Genomic DNA, 11,657 nt, shown 5'->3' with positions numbered 1-11,657 from the left:
TGACCGGGCCCGGGGAAACCGGCCCCAGGGGGGCCGCCCGGCCGCGCACCCGAGCCCCGCGCAGCCGAGCCTCCGGGAGGCACGGCCGGGTTCGGGTTGTACGGCGGCGCCGGGAACGGCGAGCGCGGGTCACCGGGAGGGACCGGCGGGCCGAACCCCGCAGGCGTCGTCACCGGTGCCGGCCGATCGCGCGGGCCTCGGCGAGGTTGAGGTCCTCGGCGGTACGCCAGTTACGGCGCGCGTGCCCCAGCTTCTCCTGCCACTGCCGGGTCACCTTCACCGCGTCGCCCAGCAGACTCTCGACGGTCTCCTGCAGATCCCGGTAGGCGCTGCCGAGAATGAGGTCGCCGACCTGCCCGAACGTTCCCGGCGGCAGGTCGGTCTGCGGCCTGAGGTTGCCGAGAAAGGCCGACAGCGGCCGGGTCAGCTGGAGGTCGACCGCGTCGGCGGTCCTGCCGATCGCGGTCGAGCTGATGTGGGCGGTGCCGGGCGCCATGGGCTCCATCCTGACGTGGTGCGGGGTAGATGTCCCATCCTGGTGCGGGCCGCGCCCTCCCCATGACGATCAATGCGTATGATCTTCGTCAAAGGGGGATGTGATGCCGTATGCGCGGCGTCAACGGCCCGTTCACGCCGGGTGGCCGATGCTAGATCTGCGGGTATGACGACGTTCGACTCCGCCCCGTTCGATCCCGCCCGCATGGACCCCGCCGACCTCGACCGGATGGTCGCCGACAGTGAACGCACCCTGAAGGGGCTGCGTGAGGCCATGGTGCGGCTGAACGAGATCACCGGCGTCGCCCAGAGCGCCGACGGGCTGGTCTCGGCCACGGTCGCACAGGGCGGCCGCCTGCTGGAGCTGAACCTGAACCCTCGGGCGATGCGCCACGACAGCCGCACGCTGGCCGAGTCGATCGTGGCGGCGGTGCAGGACGCGCAGGACGCCGCCGGGCGGCGCAGCCAGGAGCTGCTGGAGACGGTGCTGGGCCGGGCCGCGCCGGAGGCGTTCAACCTGGACAGTCTGCGAGAGCAGCTCGACCGCGCCGGCGCGGCCTTCACCGGCGCCCTGGAGGCCCACCCGCTCGGCCGCCCCTGACGGGCTGATCGGGCGGTCTCGGTGCCTGGTGCCCGCCGGTATGCTCCCGCCATGTCAACGTCGGCAGAACCGGGAACCGCTCCGCCCGCAGGAAGGCCGGTTTCGGGGCGTGGGACGCGGCCGGCGGTGTTCGCGGCGGGCGCCGGGGTGGGAGCCCTCCTGGTGCTCGCGGCGCTGTTCGCCGCCGGACAGCACCACCGGGAGGTCGTCTACCGCAGCGACGAACCGCGCGCCCAGGACGACGGCCCCCGGCATCTGCTGGTCGTCCTGCGCGAGGACCCGCTGGTGGGACAGGCGTCGTACCGGCTGTACGCCGGGAGGGATCCGAGCTTCGGCTACGGACACTTCCTGGACCTGGACGCCGGGACGGTCGAGAGGGCGATCGCAGAGAAGGGCACAGCGATCGAACACGCCGAGTGGACGGCCCGGGGCGTCCTGCTGCGCCTCGGCACCGGGCACGAACTGTTCATCCCGGCCCGCCAATACCGGGGCGGGCGATGACCTGGGGCAGGCAACGGGCGGCGTCGCGGCGAGAGGCCGGGCGGGTGCGGAGCGTCTCCCTGGAGGGTCCTGGGCCGAAGTCGGCGGGCGGGGGTGGGAGGGCTGTGCCGTGACGTGGGGTGGGGCGCCTCGCAGAGGCGCCCGGCGGCGGGAGAGCCCCGCACCTCGCCAGCGCGGCACACCACGACGCCCTCCGCCGGTCGCCCTGCTTCCCGTCGGCGCCGGCAACCAGGAGAGCGGAAAACTGTCGGTGGAGGTGGATAGCGTGGCGGGAGCTTTCGGTTTTGTGAGGCGGGAGGGGCATTGCGGCCTGCGGAGCTGCGGCGGCTGACGGTGGCCGAGGCGGTCGATCGATATGTGGAGCTGGTGCGGGCCAAGATGGACACGGGCGCGCTGTCGCCCGCCACCGCCCAGCTGTACACACGCGACGTCGCCACCCTGGTCACCCTCGCCGGCGAGGACACGGTGCTCGACGACCTGACCGGCGAGGACGTCGACGCGATCCTGCTGGCCTTCGCGCGCAAGCCCGACGGGCGGCGCGCGGAGCCCGGCGGCGCGCAGAGCGCCTCGTCGCAGGCGAGGTTCCGGCGCTCGGTGTCGGCGCTGTTCAAGCACGCGGCGGTGGCCGGGTGGGTGCAGATCAACCCGATGACGCTGGTGACGGTGCGGGCGCGCGAGCGGGGCGGGCTGCGGGCCGAGCGGCGGGCGCTGACGAGGGAGCAGGCGCAGGGGCTCATCGGCGCCGCCCGCGAGCTCGGCGCAGGCGAGCAGGAGGCGGAGCGGGCCCAGCGCCGCGACCAGCGCACCGAGGTGCGCGACGGGCTGATCGTGCTGCTGCTGGCGGCCGTGGGGCCGAGGGTGTCGGAGCTCGTACGCGCCAACGTGGAAGACTTCTACACCAACGACGGGGTGCGCTACTGGCGCATCTTCGGCAAGGGAGGCCGCACCCGCGACGTGCCGCTGCCCGGCGACGTGGCGGCGGCGTTGCAGTCCTACCTCGACGGCGGGCGCGGCCCCTCGCAGGACAAGGCGCTGCTGCTGTCGTGGCGGGGACGGCGGCTGGCACGCGGCGACGTGCAGGCGGTGATCGAGCGGGTGCAGCGGCGGGTGTCGCCGGAGCAGCGGCGCTCGGTGACGCCGCACGGGCTGCGGCACACGACGGCCACGCATCTGCTGGCCGACGCCGTCGACATGGACGCGGTCCGGCGGGTGCTCGGGCACAGCGACCTGTCCACGCTGGGGCGCTACCGCGACGAGCTGCCGGGGGAGCTGGAGGTGGCCATGCGCTCGCATCCGCTGCTGCGCGAGCCCAGAACGGCGGAGTGAACGCCGCACCCCGCAGGTGTCAGCCGTGCGCTTCCAGCAGCCGGACGATCTCGGCGTGGCCGGTGCCCATCGCCAACCCCGAGCGCAGGTCGCCGTCGGCGTCGCGCGCTTCGGCGACGAGCTGCTCGTCGCCGCCCTCCAGCCGCTGCCTGCGCACGGTGACCCGGGCGCCCGGCCCCGCGAACACGCGTGCGCTCACCTCGGCCTCCAGATCCTTGCCCGCGTAGGCGCGAGCGTGCTCGACGGGCCGCAGCCCCTGCGCGTCGGCCGAGCCGGGGTCGGCGCCGTGCCGCAGCAACAGGCGCACGACGGACGCGAAACCGTGTGCGGCGGCGTGGCCGAGCGCGCTCATGCGGCCCTCGGCGCGCGCGTCCGGGTCGGCGCCGCCCTCCAGAAGCGCGGTGGCCGCGCCGAGATGGCCGCCGGCGGCTGCCCACTGCAGCGCCGTCCAGGCGACGTCCTCGACGCGGTCGGGGCCGGCGCCGCCGTCGAGCAGCGCGCCGACCGTGTCGGTGTGCCCCCAGCAGGCGGCCGCGCACAGGGGCAGCGACCGGTCCTGCCCGGACTCGCGGTCGGGGTCGGCGCCCGCCTGCAGCAGGATCCGCACGGTGGCGGTGTCGCCGTGGACGGCGGCCAGGTACAGGGGCGTGTCGCCGTCCGGAGGGTCGGGGTCGGCGCCCGCCGCAAGCGCCCGCCGGACCCGCTCGGGCCGTCTGCTCAGGACGGCGTCGGCGAGAGTTCGCGCGATCATGAGGGCAGTCTGTCCTCGCGGCCGGGCGCGCATCAACCGCTTTTACGGCACACCGGCCTCGCAACCCTCCACCGCCGTTGGAGACTTCCGCCGCCGTCGTCCCTGCTCGGACGCCTGCCGGCGACCCCAGGTCTCCGGGACCCCTCCAACGACAGGGTGGAGGACATGAACGTCGAACCCTCCTCCTGGCGGGCCCTGCTGGGGCCCGCCCACCTCGGGCCGGTGACCGTACTCGCCGGCGGTGTCCTGGTCGGCGCCGTGTCCATCTACCTGGCCGCGAGCCTGCTGCCGAGCGCCGTCGCCGAACTCGGCGGCCACTCCTTCTACGCGTGGAACATGACCGTGTACCTCGTGGCCATGGTCGCCACCACCATGCTGTCGGGGCGCGTCCTGGCCGCCTGGGGCGCGCCGGCCGCCTACCTGGCGGGCTTCGGAACGTTCCTTGCCGGGTCGCTGGCGTGCGCGGCCAGCCCGGCGATGGCGCTGCTGCTGGGCGGCCGGGCCGTGCAGGGGCTGGGGGCGGGGCTGCTGTCGGGGCTCGGGTTCGCCGTGATCCGCTCGGCGCTGCCCGCGTCGCTGTGGGCGCGGGGCAGCGCGCTGATGTCGGCGATGTACGGGGTGGGCAACTTCGCCGGGCCGGCGCTCGGCGGGCTGTTCGCGCAGTTCGGGTCGTGGCGGGGGGCGTTCGTGCTGCTGGCGGTGCTGGCGGCGGCGGGCGCCGAGGTCGCGGTCCGCGTCCTTCCCCGCGCCGGCGCCGTCGTCGCCGCGGACGGCGGTACGGGCGCCGCCACGCAGGAGCGGCGCAAAGGCGCGGCCCCGGGGGAGACGCCGGTGCTGTCGCTGCTGCTGGTCGCCTCCGCCACCGCCGCCGTGAGCCTCGCCTCCGTCGTCACCGCCACCGCGGCGCGGGCCGCGGGGGTCGCCGCCGCGCTGGCGCTGATGGCCGCCTTCGTCGTCCACGAGCGGCGCAGCCCCCGCAGGGTCTTCCCCGCCGCGACCTACCGGCGGGGGTCGCCGCTGGCGTGGATCTACCTCACGCTGGGGCTGCTCGCCTTCGGCGTCGCCCTGGAGTCCTTCCTGCCCCTGTACGGCCAGCGGCTGGCGGGGCTGGCGCCGCTGGCGGCCGGATTCCTGGCGGCGGCGATCTCGCTGGGCTGGTCGCTGACGCAGATCGCCAGTTCGTCGGCCTCGTCGCCGCGGGCCGTCCGGCGGCTGCTGGTGCTGGGGCCGGTGCTGCTGGCGGCCGGGCTGGCGGTGACGGCGCTGCTGGTGCGCGAGCCGACGCCGCTCGCGCTGCTGCCGGGCTGGGTGGTGGCGCTGCTGGTGGCGGGGGCGGGGGTCGGGCTGGCCTATCCGCATCTGTCGGTGGCGGCCATGTCGAGCACGGCCGACCCGGACGAGGGGCGCCGGGCGGCCGCCGGGGTCGCCACGGTGACGACGCTGTCGACGGCGTTCGGGACCGCGGCCGGCGGCCTGCTGATCAACCTGGGCGGGCCGTCGCCGGACACCGCCGCGCGGACGCTGCTGCTGGGCTTCGCCGCACTGTGCGCGCTGGGCGTCCTGACCGCCCGCCGCAGCACGGCCCCCCGCCCGCCCGTGGCGGCGGAGTCAGGATGAAGGTCGAGGCGTAAACAGACGGACAGATCACCGTCAATGCCGACATTTACACAAGGCCGTGCTCTGTAAGTCCCGAGCGGGTACGATGACCGGACGCCGACTCAGGAGAGACCAGATGGCCGACGAGCAGATCCGGCAGCGCATCCTGGACGCGGCCGGGGAATGCCTCCTGCACGCGGGCCCCACGGCCCGCATCCACCACCTGATCGCCGAACGCGCCGGCGTGTCCCGCCCCACGCTCTACAAACACCTCGGCGACCAGAAGGCCATCATCGAGGCGCTGCTGCACCGCGAACTCGACCGCTTCCTCGCCTGCGCCCGCACCGACCTGACCCACGGCGGCTCCCCGCGCGAGCGGTTCGTCGACATGGTCGTGTACGCCGTCGGCTACGCCCGCCGCCACACCCTGCTGCAGAAGATCCTGCGCGAGCAACCGCAGATCGTCCTGCCGTGGCTCACCACGAACGCCGCGACCGCCTTCGAGCACGTCCTGGCGTTCATGACCCCCCACCTCGAAGCCGAGCCCGGCGGGGCCGACCAGAAGCTCGCGCTGGAATGGCAGGCCAGACTCGCGATCTCGCTGTTCATCACGCCCAGCCCCACCACGCGGCTCGACGACCCCGGCCAACTGCGCCGCCACCTGTCGGCCCTGTTCGACCTCGGCCACGCACCCGCACCCGCCTGAGCGCGGCTACCCGTCCAGGCCCGCGCGCAACTCGGCGGGCCGGCGCCCGCCGCCACCCCCAAGCCCCGGCGGCCGCCGCCCTCGCCCCCTCCGCGTCGCCGGCCCGCACCCGCGACTCCGCCAGGCACACCCCCTGCCGGCCGCCCTGGAGCTGCGGCACCTTCGCCGGCACCGGCGCACCGTTACACCAGCGGCCGGGCCCTGGAACGCCTCACCTTCGGACTCGACCTCGTCGCCGCCCGGATCGGCCGCGCCCGAATCTGAAACGCCGCGCGCCCACCCGACATACGCAAGGGTGACCGACCACCGACCGAGGAGATGCCATGGGGATCGCCCGTGGATGAACGCACGGCCCGTTTCGAGGCCGTCTACACCCAGGCGTACGAGAAGATCACCGCCTACGCCGCGCGCCGCTGCGCCACCCCGCAGGACGCCGCCGACGTCGTCGCGGAGACCTTCACCGTCGCCTGGCGCCGCGTCGAGGACCTGCCCGAAGGGCAGGAGGCGACACCGTGGCTGTACGGGATCGCCCGCAAGGTGCTGGCCAACCACCACCGGGGCGACAACCGGCGCCGTGCCCGCAACGTCGCCCTCGACACAGACCTCGCCGACCTGTACGCCGCAGGCCCCGAACAGGGCCTCGAACTGCAGGCCATCGGCGCGGCCCTGCGCACCCTGCCCGACGACGACCGCGAACTGCTCACCCTGCTGGCCTGGGAGGGACTGGAGCGCGACCAGATCGCCACCGCCCTCGGCCTGTCGCGCAACGCGGTCCGCATCAGGCTCCACCGTGCCCGCAAACGCCTGTCGCGCGCACTGCGGCGCGCGGGCGTCGAGCACCTTCCCGCAAGCCGGGCACTCCCGGCGGAAAGGCCACTGTGAACGACACCGACGAGATCGCGGCGATCACCCCCCTGTCCCGCGTACGGCACGGCGCCGACCCCGCCTCCGAAGGCGCCCGCAGCCTGCTGGCCGACATCACCGCCCACACCCCCGAGCCCGGACCCGCGCCCCGCCGGGGCCGCCGTCCCGCCCGCCTGCTGCTGGGGTTGGCCGCCACCGCCGTCCTCGGCTCCGCGGCCGTCCTCGGGCCGAGCCTGCTGAGCGACGACGCCTCCTACGCCGTCACCAAGACCCCGGACGGCAAGGTCGTCATCGAGGTCACCGACTTCCGTGACGCGGCCGGTCTCGAACGGCGGCTCAAGGAACTGAACGTGCCCGCGATCGTGGACTTCGTCCCCATGGGACAGACGTGCCGCGAGAACCGGGGCAAGTTCGTCGCCTACGAGGACATCCCCAAGGGCCTGTACGCCATGCCGGGCTGGGTGCCGGAACTGCCCAACGACGGCACCCCCGGACTACGCATGCTGATCGACACCACCCTGTTCAAACCGGGCCAGACGTTCGTGTGGACGATCAGCCCGTCCACGGCCGGTGACGGCAGCTCCACCACCATCCTCATGGAGGGCCCCATCGGCCCGTGCGAGCCGATCCCCGTACCCGAGGTCACTCCCCCCAAGCAGGAGTACAGGCTCGCCACATCGAAGGGCGGCTCCCTGCACGGGCTGCGCGTCGACGAGAAGAGCGTCGGCGAGGTACTGCCTGAACTGCGCAAACGCGGCAAGAAGGTCGTCTTCCTGCTCATGATCGTCGCCCCCGACAACCCCGGCGGATACGGCGTGGGCCGTACCCAGCGCACACCCGTCCCCGACCACTGGACCGTCTGGGAGGCCGAGGAGAACGACAAGGGCGTCATCCGGCTGATGGTCACCGAGAAGCGCTTCGACCGCAACCCCGTCTACGCCGGCCCCAGAGACAACGTGATCAAGGAGTAGTCGAGAAGGCGGCGCCGATGGCGCCGCCTTCCTCAGATGTCGCGGAACGTCTCGATCTGCGCCCCGACCGCGTTCAACCGCTCGGCCAGATCCTCATAACCCCGGTTGATGACGTACACGTTGCGCAGCACCGACGTGCCCTCCGCCGCCAGCATCGCCAGCAGCACCACCACCGCCGGCCGCAACGCCGGCGGGCACATCATCTCCGCCGCCCGCCACCGCGTCGGACCCTCCACCAGCACCCGGTGCGGATCCAGCAGCTTCACCGACGCACCCAGCCGCGTCAGCTCCGTCAGATAGATCGCCCGGTTGTCGTAGACCCAGTCGTGGATGAGCGTCGAACCCTGCGCCTCGGCCGCGATCGCCGCGAAGAACGGCACATTGTCGATGTTCAACCCCGGGAACGGCATCGGATGGATCTTGTCGATGGGGGAGGACAGCTTCGACGGCCGCACCGTCAGATCCACCAGCCGCGTCCGGCCGTTGGCCGCCGCGTACTCGCCGCTGCGGTCGTGGTCGAGCCCCATCTCCTCCAGCACCGCCAGCTCGATCTCCAGGAACTCCACCGGCACCCGCCGGATCGTCAGCTCCGAAGAGGTCACCACCGCCGCCGCCAGCAGACTCATCGCCTCCACCGGATCCTCGCTGGGGGAGTAGTCGACGTCCCGCTCGATGTCGGCCACACCGTGCACCGTCAGCGTCGTCGTCCCGATCCCCTCCACCCGCACCCCCAGCTCCTCCAGGAAGAAGCACAGGTCCTGCACCATGTAGTTGGAGGAGGCGTTGCGGATCACCGTCACACCCTCGTGACGCGCCGCCGCCATCAGCGCGTTCTCCGTCACCGTGTCACCGCGTTCGGTCAGCACGATCGCCCGCTTCGGCGACACCCCGCCGTCCACCTGCGCGTGGTAGAAACCACCCGTCGCCGCGATGTCCAGCCCGAAAGGCTTCAACGCCGACATGTGCGGCTGCACCGTACGCGTGCCCAGATCGCAGCCGCCGGCGTACGGGATCGTGAACCGGTCCGTCCGGTGCATCAACGGACCCAGGAACATGATCACACTACGGGTCCTGCGCGCCGCCTCGGTGTCCATCGACTCCAGCTCCAGCCGCGCCGGAGGCACGATCTCCAGATCGGCGCCGTCGTTGATCCACCGCGTCCGCACCCCGATCGAGGCCAGCACCTCCAGGATCCGGTACACCTCCTCGATCCGCGCCACCTTCCGCAGCGTGGTACGCCCCGCGTTCAGCAGCGAGGCGCACAGCAGCGCCACACACGCGTTCTTCGACGTCTTGACCTCGATGCCGCCCGACAGGCGCCGCCCGCCCACCACCCGCAGGTGCATCGGCCCGGCATACCCCAGCGACACGATCTCGCTGTCGAGCGCCTCACCGATCCGGGCGATCATCTCAAGACTGATGTTCTGATTGCCGCGCTCGATCCGATGCACCGCACTCTGGCTGGTCGCCAGCGCCTCCGCCAGCTGAAGCTGCGTCCACCCGCGGTGCCGCCGCGCGTCCCGGATCAACCGGCCGATCCGCACAAGATAGTCATCTGCCACAACGCCCCAACATATCTCACATGTGAGATGCCGTTTCACGGTGGGCCGCCAAATGCGCCGGAGTCGCGGAAGCACGCTCCTTCCCCACGAACGCCCGCCGCGCCGCACGAAACCCCGACCGGTCCTCGAACATGTCCAGACTCATCTCCGCCAGCTCCTGCACCCGGTAGGCATCCAGCGGCTTACGCCGCTCGTCCTCCTCCCGCACCCGCCGCTTGGCCTCCACCCACCGCTCCCACGACGCGTCGGCCGCCAGCCGCTCGGCGTAATCCAGCACCGCCCGCTCGAACTCCGCCCGGCCGCCCCCGAACACCTCGTCGGCCAGCCCCGCCTCCCGAGCCCGCTCCGCCCCGATCGGCAGCGCCGCACCCGTCAGCCGCGCCGCCTCGGCCTGCCCGACCCGCCGCCTCAGCACATACGTCCACAACTCCGACCCGTACAACCCCATCGTCCGATAGTGCGGATTGAGCACCACGCCCTCCCGCACCACCACCCGGTCCGCGCCCAGCCCCATCATCACCCCGCCCGCACCCGCGTTCCCGCCCAGCGACGTCACCACCAGCTGCCCCGTGCACGTCACGATCTCCCGGCACACCTGGTTGATCGCGTTGATGTTGCGCCACGCCTCCAGCTCCGGATGCGCGGAAGCCTCGATCACGTTCAGATGGATGCCGTTGGAGAACACCTCCCCGCCCCGCACCACCAGCACCCGCGTGTCCTGCTCCACCGCGTACCGCAACGCCGAGGTCAGCCTGCGGCACTGATCGGTCGACATCGCCCCGTTGTAGAAGTCGAAACTCACCACCCCCACCCCGGCGCCCCGCTCGTAGGTGATCTCCGTGTACCCGGGCCGCTCCTCCAGATGCGCCACCCGCTCACCCAGCACCGCCGCCGCCGTCAGCTTCACCGCCCCCGGCTCCTCCGCCCGCAGATGCCCCACCCACACCGTCCCGTCGCCGGTGTGCACCAGCACCGCGCCCTCCCGCCGCGCCGCCACCGTCCCCGGCTCACCGCTCAGCGCGGGACCCCGATGCACGTCGAACACCCGCACCCGCAACCCGCACAGCACAGCCCTGCCGCCCGGCGCGCCGTCGGCCGCCCGCACCCGCCGCAGCAGCGCCTCCGTCGGCTCCGACCACGACACCTCCCGGTCGGCGTGCCGCATCGCCGGACGCAGCCGCCCCACCACCTCCGGCCGCCCGTAATCCAGCGGCGTCGGCACGAACCCCGGATCGGCCGCCCGCAGCGCGACCTCCGCCACCAGCTCCACCGCCGCGTCGGCCACCGGCCCGTTGTACAGGCTCGACTTGCGCGGCGCCTCGGCCGGCATCGGGAACATGCGATACCCCCAGATCGGGCCCGCGTCCATCTCCTGCGCCGCCTGCAGCGCCGTCACGCCCCACTCCGTCTCGGCGTCGGCGATCGCCCAGTCCAGCGACGACGGCCCCCGGTCGCCGGGCGGGCCCGGATGCACGATGACCGTCCGCACCCGCCGCCACACGCCCTCCGGGACCCTGTCCTTCAGGAACGGGCAGATCACCAGGTCCGGCTTGGCCAGCTCCACCGCCTCCAGCATCACCTGCTCGGAGATCGCCAGCTCGACGCTCACCTCGTGACCGGCCCGCCGCAGCTCCAGCCAGGCCCGCTGGGAGAGGCCGTTGAACGACGAGCACAGCAGCAGGACACGCATCGCGGGGACATCCTCCAGGCGCGAGACAGACGATGGCACAGCATGCTGACACGATCGAACCCGCCGTACTGACAAAACCCGGAAAATCGCTATCTGCGCCCCTTTGGGGCTTTCATTTCCCCCGTACGGCACCGCCCGCCCCCACCTTCCTTCCAGAGAAGCGGCCGAAATCCACGCGACCAAGCAGCCGGCCCAACCGCCAGCCCGCCGCCCAGGCGGCCGGACAGTCCCGCATGAGACGATCACCCGCATGAGCCAGTTCGCCCCCGACCTGATCGCCGCCGCCGTCCAAGACCGCGGACCGGCCTGGGAAGCAGCCGGCATCCAGTGGAAACTCACCACCGGGCCCACGACCGACAAGCCCGCAGTCCAGGTCACCTGCGAGAACACCCACAACCTCGCCCAGCTCACCATCTGGACCAGCGGAGAAGCCGAACTCGATCTCGCCCACCCCACCAGCGGCGCCACCACGAGCACCCACTACGACCTCGCCACACAAGAGGACCTCGCCACGTGCCTCGACGAACTCACCAACCTGCTCAACCGGCACCCCACCCCATAGGGACACCCCCAAGGCGTACTCACCCCACAGTT

The 11,657-nt window shown here is 72.8% G+C and carries 12 protein-coding genes; 8 read left to right on the top strand and 4 right to left on the bottom strand.

All coding sequences use genetic code 11. The features are described from left to right. Nucleotides 1–169: 169 nt before the first annotated feature. Nucleotides 170–496, bottom strand: coding sequence for a hypothetical protein (locus ABD120_RS36010; RefSeq protein ID WP_343954844.1), 327 nt, complete (start codon nt 494–496; stop codon nt 170–172). Between the two features lie 165 nt (nt 497–661). Between ABD120_RS36010 and ABD120_RS36005 the strand changes: the two genes are divergently transcribed. From ABD120_RS36005 to ABD120_RS35995, 3 genes are all read left to right on the top strand, one after another. Next, nucleotides 662–1,096 carry a YbaB/EbfC family nucleoid-associated protein gene (locus ABD120_RS36005; protein ID WP_343954843.1) on the top strand — a complete coding sequence of 145 codons (435 nt, stop codon included), beginning with the start codon at nt 662–664 and terminating at the stop codon, nt 1,094–1,096. Nucleotides 1,097–1,147: 51 nt separating this feature from the next. Next, nucleotides 1,148–1,597: a hypothetical protein gene (locus tag ABD120_RS36000; protein WP_343954842.1), complete on the top strand. Its 450-nt coding sequence runs from the start codon at nt 1,148–1,150 to the stop codon at nt 1,595–1,597. A gap of 303 nt (nt 1,598–1,900) precedes the next feature. Next, the gene (locus ABD120_RS35995) at nt 1,901–2,923 is read left to right on the top strand and encodes a tyrosine-type recombinase/integrase (RefSeq protein ID WP_343954841.1); all 1,023 of its coding nucleotides are present in this window, start codon (nt 1,901–1,903) and stop codon (nt 2,921–2,923) included. A gap of 19 nt (nt 2,924–2,942) precedes the next feature. Here the strand turns inward: ABD120_RS35995 and ABD120_RS35990 are convergent, their stop codons facing one another. Then, complete coding sequence (locus tag ABD120_RS35990; RefSeq protein WP_343954840.1) at nt 2,943–3,707, bottom strand: ankyrin repeat domain-containing protein; 765 nt, start codon at nt 3,705–3,707, stop codon at nt 2,943–2,945. Nucleotides 3,708–3,839: 132 nt separating this feature from the next. Here ABD120_RS35990 and ABD120_RS35985 point away from each other — a divergent pair, with 132 nt between their 5' ends. The 4 genes from ABD120_RS35985 to ABD120_RS35970 all read left to right on the top strand — a co-directional run bounded on the left by ABD120_RS35985 (nt 3,840) and on the right by ABD120_RS35970 (nt 7,811). Continuing rightward, a complete protein-coding gene (locus ABD120_RS35985) occupies nt 3,840–5,291 on the top strand; it encodes an MFS transporter (RefSeq protein ID WP_343954839.1) in 1,452 nt (483 codons plus the stop codon). Nucleotides 5,292–5,406: 115 nt separating this feature from the next. After that, nucleotides 5,407–5,976: a TetR/AcrR family transcriptional regulator gene (locus ABD120_RS35980; protein WP_343954838.1), complete on the top strand. Its 570-nt coding sequence runs from the start codon at nt 5,407–5,409 to the stop codon at nt 5,974–5,976. A 336-nt stretch (nt 5,977–6,312) separates the two neighbouring features. Further along, complete coding sequence (locus ABD120_RS35975) at nt 6,313–6,858, top strand: RNA polymerase sigma factor (RefSeq protein WP_343954837.1); 546 nt, start codon at nt 6,313–6,315, stop codon at nt 6,856–6,858. Continuing rightward, nucleotides 6,855–7,811, top strand: a complete 957-nt coding sequence (locus tag ABD120_RS35970; RefSeq protein WP_343954836.1) for a hypothetical protein — start codon at nt 6,855–6,857, stop codon at nt 7,809–7,811. The genes ABD120_RS35975 and ABD120_RS35970 overlap by 4 nt, the downstream gene beginning before the upstream one ends. 32 nt (nt 7,812–7,843) lie before the next feature. Here ABD120_RS35970 and ABD120_RS35965 read toward each other — a convergent pair whose 3' ends face one another. Together ABD120_RS35965 and ABD120_RS35960 are read right to left on the bottom strand one after the other, a co-directional pair. Then, nucleotides 7,844–9,373, bottom strand: coding sequence for a helix-turn-helix domain-containing protein (locus ABD120_RS35965; RefSeq protein ID WP_343954835.1), 1,530 nt, complete (start codon nt 9,371–9,373; stop codon nt 7,844–7,846). A gap of 16 nt (nt 9,374–9,389) precedes the next feature. Further along, a complete protein-coding gene (locus ABD120_RS35960) occupies nt 9,390–11,063 on the bottom strand; it encodes an enoyl-CoA hydratase-related protein (RefSeq protein ID WP_343954834.1) in 1,674 nt (557 codons plus the stop codon). A gap of 250 nt (nt 11,064–11,313) precedes the next feature. On the opposite strand from ABD120_RS35960, the gene ABD120_RS35955 reads away from it, so the two are divergent. Then, complete coding sequence (locus ABD120_RS35955) at nt 11,314–11,625, top strand: hypothetical protein (protein ID WP_343954833.1); 312 nt, start codon at nt 11,314–11,316, stop codon at nt 11,623–11,625. Nucleotides 11,626–11,657 lie beyond the last annotated feature (32 nt).

The organism is Nonomuraea longicatena (assembly GCF_039525605.1).
In the GTDB taxonomy this organism is placed as follows: domain Bacteria; phylum Actinomycetota; class Actinomycetes; order Streptosporangiales; family Streptosporangiaceae; genus Nonomuraea; species Nonomuraea longicatena.
Note: the sequence above shows the minus strand (reverse complement) of the source record. Positions and strands in the feature narration are given on the sequence as shown.

What these genes read in the sequence shown, in the direction of transcription:
- ABD120_RS36010 (WP_343954844.1), bottom strand. Translation starts at nt 496, where the DNA reads ATGGCGCCCGGCACCGCCCACATCAGCTCGACCGCGATCGGCAGGACC.
- ABD120_RS36005 (WP_343954843.1), top strand. Translation starts at nt 662, where the DNA reads ATGACGACGTTCGACTCCGCCCCGTTCGATCCCGCCCGCATGGACCCC.
- ABD120_RS36000 (WP_343954842.1), top strand. Translation starts at nt 1,148, where the DNA reads ATGTCAACGTCGGCAGAACCGGGAACCGCTCCGCCCGCAGGAAGGCCG.
- ABD120_RS35990 (WP_343954840.1), bottom strand. Translation starts at nt 3,707, where the DNA reads ATGCGCGCCCGGCCGCGAGGACAGACTGCCCTCATGATCGCGCGAACT.
- ABD120_RS35985 (WP_343954839.1), top strand. Translation starts at nt 3,840, where the DNA reads ATGAACGTCGAACCCTCCTCCTGGCGGGCCCTGCTGGGGCCCGCCCAC.
- ABD120_RS35980 (WP_343954838.1), top strand. Translation starts at nt 5,407, where the DNA reads ATGGCCGACGAGCAGATCCGGCAGCGCATCCTGGACGCGGCCGGGGAA.
- ABD120_RS35960 (WP_343954834.1), bottom strand. Translation starts at nt 11,063, where the DNA reads ATGCGTGTCCTGCTGCTGTGCTCGTCGTTCAACGGCCTCTCCCAGCGG.
- ABD120_RS35955 (WP_343954833.1), top strand. Translation starts at nt 11,314, where the DNA reads ATGAGCCAGTTCGCCCCCGACCTGATCGCCGCCGCCGTCCAAGACCGC.